The following is a 17,286-nucleotide window of genomic DNA, read 5'->3' on the forward strand; positions in this document are numbered from 1 at the left end:
GAAGACGATGAGAGCAGCGTCAAGGCAGAATGAAATCCATATTGAACAGTTGAATAAAAGTTACGCACAGCAAACCTCGGCAGGTGACTTGCACTATATTATCCAGGACGTCAACTTGGCGGTAAAAGGCGGCGAGTTCTTTGTTCTGCTGGGTCCAAGCGGGTGCGGCAAGTCGACGCTGCTTGGTCTGATCGCCGGCTTTGTATCCAAGACTTCGGGTCAGGTGAGAGTAGGCGAGAAGGAGGTGGACCGTCCGGGCCAGGATCGTGCCGTCGTATTTCAGCAAGCCGACTCCTCCTTGTTCCCATGGCTGACCGTAAGAGAAAATGTGGAATTTGGACTTCGGATGAAGCGAATACCTTCAGCGAAGCGAAAGGACATATCCAGTCAGTTTATTACGATAGTGGGTCTTGCGGGGCATGAGAGCAAATATCCACGCGAACTGTCAGGCGGTATGAAACAACGGGTACAGCTGGCAAGGGTATTGTCCAATGATCCAGCGATTTTGCTCATGGATGAACCATTCGGCGCATTGGATGCGATGACAAGACGGACGATGCAAAGAGAGTTGGTACGCATATGGCAGGACACGGATAAAACCGTCATCTTCGTGACGCACGATATTCAGGAAGCTCTTCTACTCGGAGGACGTATCGGCATCATGTCAGCGGGTCCATCCTCAAAAATAACGGATATCTACGAGGTGCCTCTCGCCTATCCGAGAGATATATCTGATCCGGCTTTCCATGCGCTGTATAACCAAATTCAATCGCATTTTGACGAGTAGAGAGGAAGGGAACCCATGAGCAAGAAAATTAAGAAATGGTCGCTTCATATCTTGGTGTGGATTGCTGGTCTTGCCGTCTGGCATTTGCTTTCCCTTGCGTATGGGCCCGAAATTCTGCCGGGTCCTATCTATACCGCCAAGGGCGGATATGAATTGTTGATGGACGGCACCCTGATTCAGTATATCGGGATCAGTTCATACCGGGTGCTGCTCGGCTGGACCCTTGGTAGTCTGATTGCAATTCCGGCCGGACTCATCATCGGGAAGGTGGGGCCGATCCGCGCTTTCGCCGAACCGTTCCTCAATTTCATCCGGTTCATTCCGCCGATTGCCTTCATCACCTTGTTTCTGGTCTGGTTCGGCATCGGGGAAACATCGAAAGTTATGCTTATTATGTATGCAACCTTCTTTATTGTGGTAATAAATACGTTGACGGGTGTGTTATCCGTAGAAGAGGATAAGATTCGCTCCGCCCGCAGCATGGGGGCATCCGAGTGGCAGATTGTGCAACATGTCATCATTCCTGCAACGATCCCATTTATGTTCACCGGCATCCGGCTTGCCATGGGAACCTCGTTCATGGCGATTATCGGGGCAGAGATGATTGCTTCGAATGAAGGCGTGGGGTATCTGATCTGGAATTCACGTTTGTTCTTCCGTACGGATTGGATTTTTGTCGGTTTGATTTGTCTGGGATTGATGGGGTTCATAACGGACCGTGCCGTAGGTCTGCTGGGGCGCAAGTGGTTGTCCCGTTACGGGGTAGTCAGTACGAACTCACTCCGTAGATGAACGTAGTACTATTATACGAAGCCGCAGCTCCCTCTTATGAAGGGGCTGCGGCTTTTTCATTTGGAATAATGGATCACCATACTTAATCGGTTCATGGAGGCGCCGGAGTTATGGTAAACATGCGGTTTATCGGCCTTAAATCGAATGGATTTACCAGGAGTCACCGTATATTCCTCGTTTTCGACACGAATGGTGAGCTCTCCTTCGAAAACAGTAATAAATTCTTCCGTCCCCTCAATGTGAGCCTCTGCACTTAAATAACCGCCACAGTCCATTTCTAACGAATACATTTCAAAGCGCCGCCCTTCCTCAAAAGGGAAATAAGGATAAATTCGAACTTTTCCGTGATCCTCCACCAGCGCTTGCACCTCTTCTTGAGATACCACGACCGTTTCGGATTGAGGCTCATTAATCAAAGACGTAAAAGAGAGCTTTAACCCGTTCGCGATTTTCCAGACGGTTGTAATAGAGGGACTCGATTCTCCTCGTTCGATCTGGCCCAGCATCGTTTTGCTGATTCCGGTCATCTCCGCGACTTTATCCAGGCTTAGCTTCCTTTGCTCCCTTAGCAGCTTCATATTATTCGCCAATACTAAATGAATCGGCTTCAACATCAAACACCGCCTTTTTTGGATTGTGCGTTATAACATACATATTGTATAATCATAACGTACAGACGCTATAACGTACAATTATTACTACTATAACATACGCGAAAGGAGGGAGCGCGTGTTCATCGTTTCGCTGCTTACCTATGCGATTGTCGCTTCATTTACGCCCGGACCCAACAACATCATTTCGATGACGAATGCACGGAGCCACGGATTTAAGAAAACGATGCGCTTTATCGGAGGGGTAGCAGCTGGATGCTTGGTCATTATGCTGTTGTCCAGCTATTTCAATCTGGTATTATATCCATTCATCCCGAAGATCAGGTTTGTTATGAATATCATCGGATGCGTGTATCTGATCTATCTTGCCATAAAAATCATGCAGAGCAAGCCCTCTCATGCAGATGATAAGGCTCGTGGATTCAATACCTTTTATTTCGGGTTCATCTTCCAGTTCATGAATCCGAAGGTTATTTTATACGGGATAACAGCTGTATTGACCTTTGTCATGCCGATCTCTACTTCCCATGCCCAGTTGATATCCTACTCGTTCTTGCTCACGATCGTCGGCATTTGTGCCAACATGACCTGGGCGCTATTCGGTTCGCTGTTCCAGCATCTGTTATCTCGATATGAGCGCCCGTTTAATATATCGATGGGATTGCTTCTGCTTTACAGCGCCTTTTCTATTTATGCCACGAACTGATTGTCTAGCTACATCGTAAGGTCATCGCACCTCAGCCAAAAGAACAAGGCTTCCCGAATCACACATCCGGAAAGCCTTGCTTTGTTTTATTCGAAAATGTTGGAGATCTGCTCTTTCAGTTTGTTAGCAGATGCATGAAATTGGGTTAATTCCTCGTCATTAAACTCGAGATTCAGAATTTCCCGAACGCCTGTACGATCAACCACACAAGGCACGCCTAAGTATACATCAGACACACCGTGGTAGTCCGTGAGCAGCGTGGATACATTGAGAACGGAACCTTCGTTTTGCAAAATGGAGACGATGATCCGATCGAGTGCCAACGCGATTGCATAGGAGGTGGAACCCTTGGCGTTAATGATTTCATAAGCCGCATTCTTGGTGCGGTCGAAAATATCTTCTTTTTCACCGTCAGTCAGATCGATTCCGATCCCCGCGATGTTGGCAATGCTCCAAAGCGGCAATTCGGAATCACCGTGTTCCCCGACGATATGGGCGTGAATGCTGCGCGGATTAATGCCTTTGTTTTGACCAATTAAATACCGGAAACGGGCGCTATCCAGCAAGGTACCGGAGCCGATCACGCGATTGACCGGGAATCCGCTCTTCTTCAACGTGACGTAGGACAGAATATCCACCGGATTCGTAGCCACAAGAATGATGCCGTGGTCATTGTATTTCACGATGTTTTGGATAATATCGTCAAATATCGCCGTATTTCGCTTTAATAAGTCAATTCGCGTCTCGCCAGGTCTTTGGTTGGAACCTGCGGCAATGACAATGATGTCGGCATCCTTGCAATCGCTGTAATCTCCAGCCCACAGCTTGACGCCTCCGGCAAAGGGGAGGCCGTGATTCATATCCAAGGCTTCACCAAGCGCTTTGTCATGGTTCGCATCGATTAATACCAGTTCAGATACTCTTTCGCGTAAGAATAAGGTGTACGCAGTCGTTGCTCCCACAGCTCCTGTACCGATGATCACCACGCGGGACGGACGCTGAGCTCCATTTTGTGTCATAAGTGTTTCGCTCCCTTGTACTGAGTTAATGAAATTTGGTGAAATGGTATACTTCTGATGAATTACCCTAATAGAAGGCTGCCGGAACAGTGAATCCCTAAGGCTTCATCGATAGTAATGATAACATATTCAGGAAGATTTAAGCAGCGGGATTGTGATATATTTCATCCTGTGTGTTCATTTTTAACTTTGACACTGTCAGAAACCATACACCTTCATCAGGGGAGGGGATCACGCTTATGCCAAACGCGGTCACAGGTTATTATCGGTAATTCTATCAGGTATAAACGAAGCAAGCAGTTGCCTTATTTCCTGAATCATGACCCTCTGATATTCATTACCGTCATGGTAGAGCTCTCCGATCTTCATGTACGTTTGGTCCAGTTGTTCTTGATAGGATGCAGCTTGTTTATCGGGGTGGTTCCTCTTGAATTCGTCCATGACGTTCTGGATGTACGCCGGTCGAGCGCCCCAAGTTCCGAGTACTTCTCCTGTGCTTGCATGGAGGAAGACAGCAATCGGCTGTGCGCGTCCGCCATCCGTTAGAAATAGGTCCATTGTTTCCATATGATCTTCCATGATGAGCACGTCGGACGGGATTCGGCTATATTCCAATATTTTGAATAGGACAGGAACATTCCATATGACATCCGGGCACCAATCCGTACAAAGAATCAGGCAGTGCAGATGGTTGAATGGGTTTCGCTCAGAAGTGAAGAATCGCTCAGTCTCTTTGTTCTCCCACTGGAAGCGATCATATACTTGTCTGAATAGTTCCTTCGTATTTGGGATTTTGCTCAATTTCATTTCCCGAATCTTCATATTCTCCATGAATTGGAGAGGCGTTAAACCCTGGCCGATCTTTTGTTGGAGATGGAGGGGATGAGACATAGGATCATACGTCCTTTCATAACGTAATAGATTCATATTGAGATACATCCAATTTAACGTTAGCTTAAGACAAAACTGACCATACAGAAATGGTCAGTTTTTATCTGTTTATGAAAGTCAGATATACTGAAGGTTGTGTTACCGAATGAAGCGATTCGTGAAATAGGATGCGCTACATGGGCTGAGTTTCATGTATAATTCATTAAACATACCTACCATTACGACAGTAAATTTTATTAATATAATGCCTGAGGTGGTCCCACTTGTTTGATATTCTTCTACCGGAGCAAAGCGAGTTCCCATTATACCAGCAGTTATATCTGCAAATTCGTGAGGGTATCCGTAATGGGGACATTCCCGACGGACAACGATTGCCTTCCGTTCGTGCCCTCCAGCTTCAGCTCAATATAAGCAAAACGCCGATCGAGACGGCTTATCAAATGTTAACGTCAGAAGGGTATGTGATCAGCAAACCGAGGTCGGGGCTATATGTCATAAATCCATACAAGGAACTATCTCACCATCATCAACAGCAGACCCCCTCTATAACAACGATGTCAGTTATGCATTCCAACGGGCACTTGAATCAAGATCAAGGCGTTATTGACTTTAATCCCACTCGATTAGATCAAGCGTCTTTTCCGGTACGAACCTGGAATAAAATGCTCAAGGAAGCGCTGGAACAGCACGTGAGTGAAATGGGAATGTATGGGGATCCGCAGGGCGAATACGGGCTTCGCACCGTGGTTTCGGAATATCTGCGAAATTCCAGAGGGGTTATTTCAACACCTGATCAAATTGTGATCGGCGCCGGCACGGCCTATAGCATGGGGCTACTTACGAGAGTACTTCCAGGACTTAAGCAGATTGCGGTTGAGGAGCCGGGTTACAGCTTGGTACGAGATCAATTTCACTTGAATGGCTGTGATTTACTTCCGATTACGCTTAGTGATAAGGGAATCTCGCTTGACCAGCTGGAGAGCAGCCACGCACAGCTCGTATATGTAACGCCATCTCACCAATTCCCGACGGGAAGCATCATGCCTTATCCGGAGCGGGAACGATTACTGGAGTGGGCCAATACCAGAAATGCATACATTATCGAGGACGATTATGACGGTGAGTTTCGTTACCAGGGAAAACCGATTCCTTCCCTGCAAGGGTTAGATCATAACGGGCGGGTCATATACGCTGGCACGTTCTCGAAAGTGCTGACTCCGACACTGCGTATGAACTATCTCGTTCTGCCACCGGCGCTGCTGAATCACATATCCCACAAACGTCAGGAAGTATTCTTTGCCCCTTCACGCGTGGAACAGTGGGCAATGACCGCGTTTTTTGAACAGGGGCATTGGTACCGTCATATTCGTAAAGTGCGTAATCTGTACAGGAAGAGACATCATCAGTTGATTGAGTTGATTGAGGCTTATCTTGGCAGGTTTGTTGAAATTACGGGTCAGAATTCAGGCCTCCATATTCAGCTCATCGTCAAAAAAGAAGTGTCCTCGGAGGAATTGATTCAGAGGGCGGCAAACGTCGGGGTTATCGTGTACGACCTGCGAAAAATGTGGATGAACCATCAGCAAGATGCGAATATGTTCCCGAGGTTATATATGGGATTTGCAAGCTTGAACGCAGCTGACATGGAAAAGGGGATACGACTTCTGCAGAAGGCCTGGAACATGGATTGAACACGGCTTGTTTATACCTGTCTTTTATAAAATATTGAAACTGACCATTTCATAAGGGTCAGTTTCTTGTTTATGATAAGCAAAAAAAGTAGGAGTGCATGCTATGATCACCCAAAGTGAGGTAAGGGCATATTTAAACCGTTTAGGCATTTCGGATATTCAGGAACCGACGAAGGAATATTTGTTCGAGCTGCATAAAGCCCACGTCGCACGAATACCTTGGCAGACCTTGGATATTTTTGCTGGGAAACCGACATCCATCGATATACAGGAATCCGTACAACTTATGATCCATCAACGAAGCGGTTATTGTTTTCATCTGAATGGAGCCTTTAGCGCGCTTCTTCGAGCCTTAGGTTATAAGGCATATTGGCATCGGGCAGGAGTACAGCCATTAGGGCAAGAACCGCGGATTAACGGCTTCCATCTCGGGATAACGGTAAGTTTATTGAATGAACAACTTGGGGAAGAAGAGCGATGGCTCGTGGATGTCGGTCTTGGCGATATGCCATGGGAACCGATCCCATTGAAATTCGGGGAATACATACAGGGACCTTTTCAATATACGCTTGAGCCGTCTCGCATAACCGATGATGGCTGGAGGTTGATCCATGATCCCCATTATTCATATGTAGGCGTAGATTATGCCCCTGATGTTGTGAACAGCTTGGAACTATTTAAATCAAACCATGCATTTTATAGCCGATCACCGGAATCCCCGTGGATGGAGCTGTTCATTGTTAGGCAACGGCACGAGCAGGGCATGAACGAGCTCAAAGGCTGCATATGGAGAAAGTGGAGCGGCAATACCCTGGATAAGATAGAGATTTCATCGAAGTCGGAATGGTTCGAGCTCCTGGCGGACATATTTCATGAGCCGCTCGTCAACTATTCGATGATCGAGCGGGACCTGATATGGGATAAGGTTTACAGGCAGCATCAGAATTGGAGGAAGCTTATGGAGAATGAGCAAGTATAGAAGGAACCGAATGATTCACTTTATTTCAGTTCTCCAGCTGATCCTCAGCGGCATAGAACATGCTAAACCAATCTGTCACTTGAATACCCGGAAACGCAGATGATAAGATGGTACATAAAATTCGTGTTGTGAAGCATCGTCTTATTGCTTCATAACCTAGCTGTAAGGAGATCTATAGTCATGGCAACCATCGAAGATTTTACCAAACTGGATATTCGGATCGGAACGATCGTGGAAGCAGAGCCATTCCCGGAAGCGCGCGTTCCCGCCATCAAAATGAAGATTGATTTCGGCCCGCTCGGGATCAAGCGCACCAGTGCCCAGATTACGAATCGATATGATGCGGACACCATCATAGGTAATCAAGTTGTCGCTATCGTCAATTTTCCGCCTAGACGCATAGCTGGCTATCAATCCGAAGTGCTTGTCCTCGGCGGGGTACCGGAGCAGGGAGACGTCGTGCTTCTGAAACCGGATGTTGATCTGCCGAATGGTACTCCCATCGCTTAAACCTATTTCATCAGTCGGTCCGGTCGCTTGCGGCTTGGACCGACTAGATGAACCTCACCTCGCTGCGTCTCTTCAACAATTTAGCGGCTCCTTCCGCAATTTTCTGAACACCGATTTCGATGAGTTCCTCCTTCACCTGAGATACGCTTAGTCGTATCATGGATTCGTTCTTAAACTCAGGCAAGAACATGCTGCTGGCATCCTGAACATACACGTTCTCATTCTCCAGATAGTTAACCAATTGATATGCTTTTAATGGTTCTGGCAGCTGGATCGTGGAATAAAATCCGGATGGCGAACCTGTAAAGGATAAGAAGGGCGGCAGGTGAGTTTGGTAAGCCTGCTGGAGCAGAGCCCCTTTTTTACTATAGGTTTGCCTCATCCTCTGAATATGTGCTCGGAACATCCCGTTCTTCAGATAAATTTCGAGGGCGCCTTGCATGAGCACCGGACTGTGTATGTCCGCCGCGTGCTTTGCCCGCTGGAATATTTCACTCATCGCTTCGGGGATCACAGCCAAGCCCAGCCGTAGTCCGGGGAGCATGACTTTGGAAAAGCTCTTCGTGTAGATCACCCTGCCAGAGGGATCGAAGGCAAACATCGGATCATGTTTCGAATCCGGATCCAAATCTCCCATATAATCATCCTCGATGATATAGACATCATACTTCTGCGCAAGCTCTACAATCCTCTTCTTCTCCACATTGGAGTAACTGTAGCCTGTAGGGTTATGGAACCTTGAGACCGTATAGAAAAACTTGATATCCCTAGTTTTAAAAATGTCCTCCAACCGCCCAAAGTCGATGCCGTTCTTCGTAACCTCAATCCCGTATGTCACGGCTTGATGAATCTTGAGGGAGTCCATCATGCTAAAGTGCGTGGGCTGCTCCACACAAATATTGTTCTTTCCGTTAGGAAAAGGAAGGGAGACCAGCAGATGCAGCGCTTGCTGCGAACCGGACACAACAAAGATCCTTTCAGGAGCCGTGAAGACCTGCAAGTCGAGTAAATGCCGGGCTAACTCAACACGAACTGACTGCAAACCCGGAATTTGGGAATAGGTAAATAACTCTTCTTGATATATTTCAATCGCTTGGTTCATGCAATGCTGAAAGTCTCGGTAGGGCATGACCGTTTTATCAGGTCCCGCAGATCGAAAATCGATCACTTGGTCCGCGGGGTTCGAGGGGGCTATGTTTCCTCTGCCCTCCACGACATAGTAACCACTCTTGGGAACAGCATAGATAATATGTCTCTTTTCCAATTCAGCATAGGCCCGTATGGCTGTATTTTTACTGCATGAATAGGATTCTGTCAAAGCGCGGATGGATGGCAGTTTGCTGCCGGGTTTCAATAAACCGTCCAGTATTTGGCGTTCAACTGACTGAATAATGTCGGTGTATTTCATATCTTGTTATACCTCCATTCGATCTGTACGGGTACAGAGCCGGAAAACATGCATTCTCACAACAATATGCTATAAGTATACTCTACAATGCAGCTTGCTTTGGTTCGATATTGCTGTTGATGTTGATTGGAATGGATTGTGTGCTGATCATGGTCATTTTCATCGTTAGGAGAACGATGTAATGACGATTAATACGGGGGTTGAGGAGTGGGATCGATGCATTTAAAATGGACATGGCTCTTCTTGTGCCTGATTGTGATGGTAATCCTTACGGGTTGTGACCGAATCAAGGAATCGGATCCGCGAGAAATTGTGAAACAGTATGTGGAATGGTGGGAGCAGGGCAGCTACGAATCGATGTATGATGTGCTGTCACTGGAGTCCAGACAAAAGATGACAAAAGAGGATTTTATAACACGATTTCGGAACATTTATGAGGGGATTGGAGCAGAAGACCTCACCATCACGACAGACTTTACGGCTCAGGAAGCAAGCGAAACAAGGGATGAGCGGGTGTTCTATCCCTATCATATCCAATTGGAAACATCGGCAGGTCGGGTGCAGGCAGAAGGTTCGTTTGAGCTATTAAAAGAGGACGATCCAACCGAGGCTGAGAATCTGTCTTGGCGAATGGTGTGGCAACCTTCCTTGATATTGCCGGCTATGGATTTCGGGGATAAGGTGAACGTGCAGACGTTACCATCCAGCAGGGGCGAGATTTTGGATCGTAACGGTCACGGTCTGGCCATTAATGGCACGATTGAGGTCATCGGTATCGTTCCCGGTAAGCTCGGCGCCGATGGAGAACAGACCTTGGTTGAATTAGCTGAACGCCTGGAAATTTCGACCGAGATTATGAAGCGTAAGCTTGATGCGCCGTGGGTGAAAGACGATCTTTTCGTACCTATCCTGAACCTGAATGCCCAGCAGGGCAGAATGGATTACAGTGATCTGCCAGGCGTTGTAAAGAAGAAGGAACGTGCTCGAGTCTACCCTTACGGCGCGGCGGCAGCACATCTAACAGGCTACATCCGACAAGTGACAAAGGAGGATTTGGCCAATGCGCCCGAGGCGCAGTATGGACCGACTGAACTTATCGGCAAATCAGGATCCGAGCAGGTATATAATGAAGTGCTGAATGGCCGGGACGGTAAGCGGATATCGATCGTGGATTCCTCGGGTAAGGTCAAAGAAATCGTAGCCGAGAAGGAAGCAGTAGATGGTCAGGATATTCGTTTAACCATTGATGCTGAACTTCAAAAATCCATATTTGCTTCATTTCGTGAGGATGCAGGTACCGCAGCCGCCATCAACCCCAGGACCGGAGAAATCTTGGCATTGGTTAACAGCCCGTCCTATGATCCCAATGCTTTCATTGTTGGATTATCGACAGAGCAGTGGGATGAGTGGAACCACAATCCGGATAAACCGCTATTGAATCGATTCACGAAGCTGTACGCTCCGGGCTCGGTATTTAAACCGATCACGGCAGCGGTTGGTCTGAAGCTTGGGGTTACTACTCCTGGAAAGGTCAGGGAGATCAACGGCTTGCGTTGGTCCAAAGACCCGAGCTGGGGAAATTATTACGTAACACGCGTGAAGGAAGTACCCGTCCTGAATCTGAGAGATGCTCTTGTGTATTCAGATAACATTTATCTGGCGCAGGAAGCATTGGAGATCGGTGCGGAACCTTTTCTGAAGGAAGCAGTAAAATTCGGATTCGAGGAGGGATTGCCGCTTCAATTCCCTTTCCCGAAAGCAAGCTTGGCTAATGAGGGCATAAAAAATGATATTCAACTTGCGGATTCCGGATATGGTCAAGGGGAAGTGCTCATGAGCCCTTTACATTTGGCATTGGCCTATACTCCCTTCATTAATGGCGGGAAGCTGATTCAGCCTGTACTGAATTTATCAGAGCAGGAGAACAAGCCTCAGAAGACAAGAGAGGTGTTGGATGCCCACACTGCCGGAATCATCAAGCGTATGCTCGTCGATGTGGTTCAGGATCCAAAAGGCAGCGGACACGGCGCTGATCTATCGGGCATTGAGCTTGCAGGGAAGACGGGAACCGCCGAACTGAAAATCAGCAAAGGCGAAAAAGGACAGGAGAACGGATGGTTCGTTGCGTTTGACACGAGGGAGTCCAAGCTCCTCCTTGCAATGATGATAGAGCATGTTGAAGATCGGGGAGGCAGCGGGTATGTGGTGAACAAAGTCGCGCCGATCTTGCAAAAATATTACGAAAAAAAATAGCCTTGAAAATAAGCTGACGAAAAGCTCTTGTTATGCGAATTGGACGGTTGTAATATGGAGTAAAACTAGTCGGAGATGATCTTATGAGTAAGATTCAATTCTCAGTCCAAGTTCGATTGGTATCCGATCTTACCCGTTCCAAACAGTTCTATGAAGAAGTACTGGGTTGTGAAGTGAATGACGTATGGGCGGTAAGGGATGATTTTGCGCTCGGATTCAAGCTGATTCAGGCGGAATCCCGCGCTGATGTCACACCCAATCCAGCGGGGAAGGACCATGCGACGCGCTGGGATACATACGCTTACGTGGGTACACATTATGATTTGGATGCGTTGTATGAAGAACTGACCTCCAGGGGGGCCGAAGTGGCACAGGAACCTGTATTCATGGAAGCGGACTGGGGCGTGTGGAAGGATTTTGCGATTCAAGATCCAGACGGCTACGTCATTGGATTTGGCTCCGGGATAAAGGACTAGGTGGGTGCGATGTCGGACATTGATATGAAGCAGGTCCTTATCAGCAGCGACCCTTCGCTGTTGGATTTGGATGCCATTGTACATTTTTTGCGGCGAAGCTACTGGGCTAACGAGCGTTCTGACCAAAAAATCAAAACATCGTTAGAAGGTTCTACGTGCTTCGGGGCATATTACGCCAACCGACAGATCGGTTTTGCTCGCGTGGTAAGTGATGGCGCAACCGTCTATTGGCTGTGTGATGTATTTGTGGATGAGGCATATCGTGGAATTGGCGTGGGGAAGAAATTAATCGAAACGATTACGACCCACGAGGATTACCGAAATGTATTCGGTATATTGGCAACGCGGGATGCCCATGGTCTGTATGAGCAATACGGTTTTGTCCGCGATCATGGAAAAACATTGACTCGTATGCCGGATTTTCTGCGGAAGGATTAGTTAGAAGGGGGATTCCTCAATGATTATATGGGTTAACGGCGCATTCGGTTCGGGGAAGACCCAGGCTGCGCATGAGCTTCAGCGAAGAATCCCGAACTCGTACGTGTACGATCCGGAAAATGCAGGTTACTTCATTCGCGATAATGTGCCAAGAGATGCCAAACGCGATGACTTTCAGCATTATCCGATGTGGAGGGAGTTTAATTACTCCATGTTTAAGTATATGGACCAGGAATCGGATCAATTGATCATTGCTCCGATGACCATTACAAACGCGGAATATTTCGATGAAATCGTTGGTAATTTGAGACTTGATGGCGTGAAAGTAGAGCATTTTACATTGTGCGCTTCCAAGGAAGTGCTCCTTAGACGGCTGCGGAGCAGAGGAGAAGGTTCAAATTCATGGGCCGCACAACAAATTGACCGGTGTATCAGCGGATTCTCGAATGAAGTGTTTCAGCATCATATCGACACGGATCATCTATCGATCGATGAAGTGGTCGAAACGATCGGTGCTTTGGCAAATGTGAAGCTGATGCCTGATCATCGCAGCTCCGCCAAGAAGAAACTCGATCGAATCAAAACCAAATTTGCGCACATCCGATTTTTTGGATAACAAGTGGATGGATTATGACATTTGAGGGTTTATTCGAAAGTTCGTAGTGTAGAGTTTTAGCGATAGCGGGAATATAACTAAAGAAAAGACGATTTCTCATATTGGGAAGTCGTCTTTTTCTGTCTGTAAGGTAACAGAAAATCTCACACCCAAAATATTTTATATGCAGCTAAATATTTTTCCTTAACGAAAAACAAGCTATATATGTACGAATATTCTCAATGAAATCAAGAAGAAATGGAGAAACCCATTAGAAGGAGATCTGAAAAAATATAAAATTCCATTGACAAAATCTTAAAGATGGATTATTTTTTGTACATAGGAACTAAAGTTGCATTAGAGCAAAATAATTGGATCAAGGCAGGACGAGGTTGGAGAATGTCCGGGATCGTCTAAGGATTGAGCAAACTCATTATTGATGTGGAGTGGAGGAGAAGAAGATGAAGAAGAGGACTAGAAGAAACAGGATATTATTAGGGGCAGCCGCCATTCTGAGTTTGCTGCTGGTGTTAACCGCGTGCGCTTCGGGAGAAGTGAAGCTGGAAGGAACAGCGGGTGAACAAGGGGATAAGAAAATCCGAGTGGTTACAACCATTGGACAGATTGCGGAACCCATCTCCGTTATAGGGGGAGATCGGGTCGAGGTACTGAGCTTGATGGGGCCTGGCGTCGATCCGCATTTATATAATGCTACCCAAGGCGACATCAAGAAACTGGATAGTGGCGATGTTATTTTCTATAGCGGGCTTCATCTCGAAGGCAACATGACGGAAATATTCGAACAGATCGGTAAGAACAAACCTGTACTGGCGATTGCAGATGCCATCCCGAAGGATCAATTGCTGCAGGATGATACACAGGCCATTGATCCCCATGTGTGGTTTGACATCGATTTGTGGAAAGTGTCTTTGGATTCGGCTGTAGAGGAGCTGAAGTCCCTTGCTCCGAATGATGCTGACTTTTTTGAAGAGAACAAGCAGAAGTATTTTGCCCAGCTGGATGAATTGAAAGCCGAGGCCAAGGATAAGTTGAGTCAAATTCCGGAAGAACAGCGGGTGATGGTTACCGCTCATGATGCCTTTGGGTATTTCGGCCGCTTGCATGGTCTGGAGGTAGTTGGACTGCAAGGATTGAGTACGGAGGATGAAATCGGCCTCTCGGACATTAACGGAACAATCGATATCCTGCTGCAGCACAAGGTGCCTGCCGTATTCGTTGAGAGCAGCGTCAATCCAGCTTCCATTAATGCCGTTATTGAAGGTGCTGCCAAGAATGGGCAGGATATAAAGCTTGGAGGAGAGCTTTTCTCCGATGCCATGGGCGAAGCGGGAACAACGGAAGGAACTTATGTCGGAATGTATCGTCATAATGTCGAAACCATCTATCATGCATTAACAGGAAGTGGTGAATAACATGTCTGTACTTCAAGTTCAAGACCTTAATGCATCCTATCGTAAAAATAAAGTGCTCCACCATGTCTCCTTTCATGTGGAACAAGGCTCTTTAACCAGCATTGTCGGGCCAAACGGCGCCGGTAAATCAACGCTGTTAAAGGTCATGCTGGAGCTTCACCCCAAGCTGTCCGGGAATGTGTCATTCTTTGGATCAAGCTTAAGCAAAACCAAGACCCGTGTCGGCTATGTGCCGCAGCGCGGATCCGTGGATTGGGATTTCCCGACCGATGCACTGGATGTTGTCATGATGGGTCTATACGGCCGGGTGGGCTGGCTGAAACGACCGAACAAGAGCCATAAGGAAAAAGCGATGGCATCGCTGGATCAAATGGGTATGGCGGACTTTGCCGACCGCCAGATCAGCCAGCTCTCCGGCGGACAGCAGCAGCGCGTATTCCTCGCTAGGGCGCTTGTCCAGGATGCCGACCTCTATTTCATGGATGAACCGTTAGCTGGTGTTGATGCGGCAACCGAGCGGGCGATTATGACCACGCTGAAGGATCTGAAAATGGCCGGTAAAACGGTCATGGTGGTCCATCATGATCTGCAAACGGTTGAGGATTATTTCGACCATGTGCTGCTTCTGAACCGTACGGTCATTGCGCATGGGAAGACGGAAGATGTATTCACGAAGGAACATGTATACCGCGCCTACGGCGGTTCGCTTCGCTGGATGAAGGAGGCGTAACGCATGCTGAATTCATTATTATCTCCGAACACGCAATGGGTGCTATTGAGCACATTAATTCTGGGCATGGCAGCCGGCATGATCGGCTGTCTCGCCTATTGGAAGCGGCAAAGTTTGATGAGTGACGCATTGTCTCATGCGGCTCTTCCCGGTGTCGTGGTTGCATTTGCATTGACCGGAAGCAAGAATCTGCTGGTGATGATACTCGGAGCTGCTGTCAGCGCCTTAATCGGAGCCTGGATGATCCAGTGGATCCGTACTTCCAGCCGCATTAAGGAAGATACGGCCATGGGCATGATTCTATCCGTATTTTTCGGACTGGGCATTATGCTGCTTACCATTGTGAACCGAACAGCGGGCGGGAATCAGAGCGGACTGGATAACTTTATTTTCGGTCAGGCTGCATCCATGGTTCGTAAGGATGTTTTTACGATGCTCATTCTGGCTGTTTTAGTTATTCTGGTTGTCTCGATTGGCTTTAAGGAATGGAAGCTGTTTCTGTTTGATCCCGATTTTGCCCGGGGATTAGGGATGAATAGCCGTCTGATGAATTCCCTCTATATGGGGGTGCTTGTTCTTGTCATAGTCATTGGTATACAGGCTGTTGGCGTCATTTTGATGGCGGCCATGCTGATCATACCTGCCGTAAGCGCAAGATATTGGACTCAATCCTTTAGAATGATGGTCATTTTGTCGGCAATATTCGGAGGCGGCTCCGGGTTTGTCGGCACCTTGGTCAGCACGATCGGAAAAGGATGGCCTACAGGACCGTTTATCGTTGTCGCCTCTTCCGTATTGTTCACGGTTTCTCTGGTCTTCGGTGCCGAGAAAGGACTGCTAATCCAGGCGCTGCAGCTCCGCTCTCAGAAAAAAGAACATATGGACTCCAATAACCCATCGGTTCTAAGTCCGCGGTTGTCCGAAAGGGGGAGCAATCAATGACCTATACAGGATGGATATTGCTAACGGCTTCTCTCGTCGGATTATCTTGCGGTATCGTTGGCGTGTTCCTGATACTGCGCAGAATGGCGATGATGGCCGATGCTATCAGTCATACTGTGCTGCTTGGGATCGTAACGGCTTTTATCATCACAAGAGAATTAAGCGGACCTCATATGCTGATCGGTGCGATTATTGCCGGTTTGCTGACGGCAGTCCTCGTTCAATGGTTTCATTCCCGGGGCGTTCAGCAGGATGCTTCCATCGGTGTTGTATTTACAACCTTGTTTGCGATTGGCGTCATCCTGATTGCAACCCAGGTTGGCAATGCCCACCTGGATACCAAGCATGCCCTCATGGGTGAGATTACGTTTGTGCCTTGGGATGTGATGCACGTTCCTCTGTTAGGGGAGGTACCCAAAGCTACCTTCATGCTGGCAGCCGTGCTCCTCGTTGTACTGATCGTCATCCTGGCGTTCTATAAGGAATGGAAGATTACGTCCTTTGATCCGGCTTTGGCGGCCAGTATCGGTATTCCTGTCGTGCTCATGCACTATGTATTTATGTCGCTGGTCTCCATCACGACGGTTGCATCGTTTGATGCCGTGGGAGCGATCATGGTGGTGGCTATGCTTATAACACCTGCCGCAGCAGCCTATCTATGGACGGATAAACTCTCCATCATGCTGGTGTTAAGCGGTGCATTCGGTGTCATTTCTGCATTCCTGGGTTACTATGTCGCGTTATGGCTGGACACCTCCATCTCAGGCTCTATGGCATTTGCTACCGGAATTGTGTTTATTCTCAGCTTCCTGTTCTCTCCGAGACATGGCGTGCTCTCCCGCTATCTTCATAAATTTAATACGCATGGCAGTGAAGAGAAACTGGACGGTGTATCCTGAAATAAGGATGCTGCATGAAGCTTGGGCGATGAGATGCCCAGGCTTCTTTTTGTCTTCCAAAACCTGGGGTGTGGTATAATCAGGAATTAATGCCGTGTAGTGAAGAAGGTTACTTCAAAGGAGGGA

General features: G+C 47.6%; 18 protein-coding genes. 14 read left to right on the top strand and 4 right to left on the bottom strand.

Annotated features, from left to right (window positions below):
* The first annotated feature begins 7 nt into the window (after positions 1-7).
* Both AC0VZ8_RS16860 and AC0VZ8_RS16865 read left to right on the top strand, forming a co-directional pair.
* Complete coding sequence (locus AC0VZ8_RS16860; RefSeq protein WP_071220624.1) at positions 8-787, top strand: ABC transporter ATP-binding protein; 780 nt, start codon at positions 8-10, stop codon at positions 785-787.
* 15 nt (positions 788-802) lie between these two features.
* Entirely contained in the window at positions 803-1,579 is a 777-nt protein-coding gene (locus AC0VZ8_RS16865) for an ABC transporter permease (protein WP_260067169.1), read from the top strand.
* A 56-nt stretch (positions 1,580-1,635) separates the two neighbouring features.
* Here AC0VZ8_RS16865 and AC0VZ8_RS16870 read toward each other — a convergent pair whose 3' ends face one another.
* Positions 1,636-2,190, bottom strand: a complete 555-nt coding sequence (locus AC0VZ8_RS16870; protein WP_071220691.1) for a helix-turn-helix domain-containing protein — start codon at positions 2,188-2,190, stop codon at positions 1,636-1,638.
* A gap of 118 nt (positions 2,191-2,308) precedes the next feature.
* Here AC0VZ8_RS16870 and AC0VZ8_RS16875 point away from each other — a divergent pair, with 118 nt between their 5' ends.
* A complete protein-coding gene (locus AC0VZ8_RS16875; protein WP_475483745.1) occupies positions 2,309-2,896 on the top strand; it encodes a LysE family transporter in 588 nt (195 codons plus the stop codon).
* A gap of 86 nt (positions 2,897-2,982) precedes the next feature.
* Here the strand turns inward: AC0VZ8_RS16875 and AC0VZ8_RS16880 are convergent, their stop codons facing one another.
* Both AC0VZ8_RS16880 and AC0VZ8_RS16885 read right to left on the bottom strand, forming a co-directional pair.
* Complete coding sequence (locus AC0VZ8_RS16880; protein WP_475483746.1) at positions 2,983-3,915, bottom strand: L-lactate dehydrogenase; 933 nt, start codon at positions 3,913-3,915, stop codon at positions 2,983-2,985.
* A 252-nt stretch (positions 3,916-4,167) separates the two neighbouring features.
* Positions 4,168-4,722: a thioredoxin family protein gene (locus AC0VZ8_RS16885; RefSeq protein WP_475483747.1), complete on the bottom strand. Its 555-nt coding sequence runs from the start codon at positions 4,720-4,722 to the stop codon at positions 4,168-4,170.
* 347 nt (positions 4,723-5,069) lie between these two features.
* Between AC0VZ8_RS16885 and pdxR the strand changes: the two genes are divergently transcribed.
* From pdxR to csaA, 3 genes are all read left to right on the top strand, one after another.
* Positions 5,070-6,497, top strand: coding sequence for a MocR-like pyridoxine biosynthesis transcription factor PdxR (gene pdxR / locus AC0VZ8_RS16890; RefSeq protein WP_475483748.1), 1,428 nt, complete (start codon positions 5,070-5,072; stop codon positions 6,495-6,497).
* A 103-nt stretch (positions 6,498-6,600) separates the two neighbouring features.
* Positions 6,601-7,476, top strand: a complete 876-nt coding sequence (locus AC0VZ8_RS16895) for an arylamine N-acetyltransferase family protein (RefSeq protein WP_475483749.1) — start codon at positions 6,601-6,603, stop codon at positions 7,474-7,476.
* Positions 7,477-7,656: 180 nt separating this feature from the next.
* Positions 7,657-7,986, top strand: a complete 330-nt coding sequence (gene csaA, locus AC0VZ8_RS16900) for a chaperone CsaA (protein WP_071220630.1) — start codon at positions 7,657-7,659, stop codon at positions 7,984-7,986.
* 43 nt (positions 7,987-8,029) lie between these two features.
* Here the strand turns inward: csaA and AC0VZ8_RS16905 are convergent, their stop codons facing one another.
* Positions 8,030-9,394, bottom strand: coding sequence for an aminotransferase-like domain-containing protein (locus AC0VZ8_RS16905; RefSeq protein ID WP_475483750.1), 1,365 nt, complete (start codon positions 9,392-9,394; stop codon positions 8,030-8,032).
* A gap of 216 nt (positions 9,395-9,610) precedes the next feature.
* On the opposite strand from AC0VZ8_RS16905, the gene AC0VZ8_RS16910 reads away from it, so the two are divergent.
* The 8 genes from AC0VZ8_RS16910 to AC0VZ8_RS16945 all read left to right on the top strand — a co-directional run bounded on the left by AC0VZ8_RS16910 (position 9,611) and on the right by AC0VZ8_RS16945 (position 17,160).
* Positions 9,611-11,647 (top strand): penicillin-binding transpeptidase domain-containing protein, encoded by a 2,037-nt coding sequence (locus AC0VZ8_RS16910; protein ID WP_475483751.1) that lies wholly within the window; start codon positions 9,611-9,613, stop codon positions 11,645-11,647.
* Positions 11,648-11,730: 83 nt separating this feature from the next.
* A complete protein-coding gene (locus AC0VZ8_RS16915) occupies positions 11,731-12,123 on the top strand; it encodes a VOC family protein (RefSeq protein WP_194542538.1) in 393 nt (130 codons plus the stop codon).
* A 9-nt stretch (positions 12,124-12,132) separates the two neighbouring features.
* Complete coding sequence (locus AC0VZ8_RS16920; RefSeq protein WP_194542539.1) at positions 12,133-12,561, top strand: GNAT family N-acetyltransferase; 429 nt, start codon at positions 12,133-12,135, stop codon at positions 12,559-12,561.
* 19 nt (positions 12,562-12,580) lie between these two features.
* Positions 12,581-13,177: an AAA family ATPase gene (locus tag AC0VZ8_RS16925; RefSeq protein WP_475483752.1), complete on the top strand. Its 597-nt coding sequence runs from the start codon at positions 12,581-12,583 to the stop codon at positions 13,175-13,177.
* A 440-nt stretch (positions 13,178-13,617) separates the two neighbouring features.
* A complete protein-coding gene (locus AC0VZ8_RS16930; protein WP_475483753.1) occupies positions 13,618-14,589 on the top strand; it encodes a metal ABC transporter solute-binding protein, Zn/Mn family in 972 nt (323 codons plus the stop codon).
* Position 14,590: 1 nt separating this feature from the next.
* Complete coding sequence (locus AC0VZ8_RS16935; protein WP_071220637.1) at positions 14,591-15,319, top strand: metal ABC transporter ATP-binding protein; 729 nt, start codon at positions 14,591-14,593, stop codon at positions 15,317-15,319.
* Between the two features lie 3 nt (positions 15,320-15,322).
* On the top strand, positions 15,323-16,261 hold the full coding sequence (locus AC0VZ8_RS16940) for a metal ABC transporter permease (protein ID WP_475483754.1): 939 nt from the start codon (positions 15,323-15,325) through the stop codon (positions 16,259-16,261).
* Positions 16,258-17,160 (top strand): metal ABC transporter permease, encoded by a 903-nt coding sequence (locus AC0VZ8_RS16945; protein ID WP_475483755.1) that lies wholly within the window; start codon positions 16,258-16,260, stop codon positions 17,158-17,160. The genes AC0VZ8_RS16940 and AC0VZ8_RS16945 overlap by 4 nt, the downstream gene beginning before the upstream one ends.
* Positions 17,161-17,286: the final 126 nt, after the last annotated feature.

The sequence above is a fragment of the Paenibacillus sp. QJM3NY_38 genome (assembly GCF_056173265.1).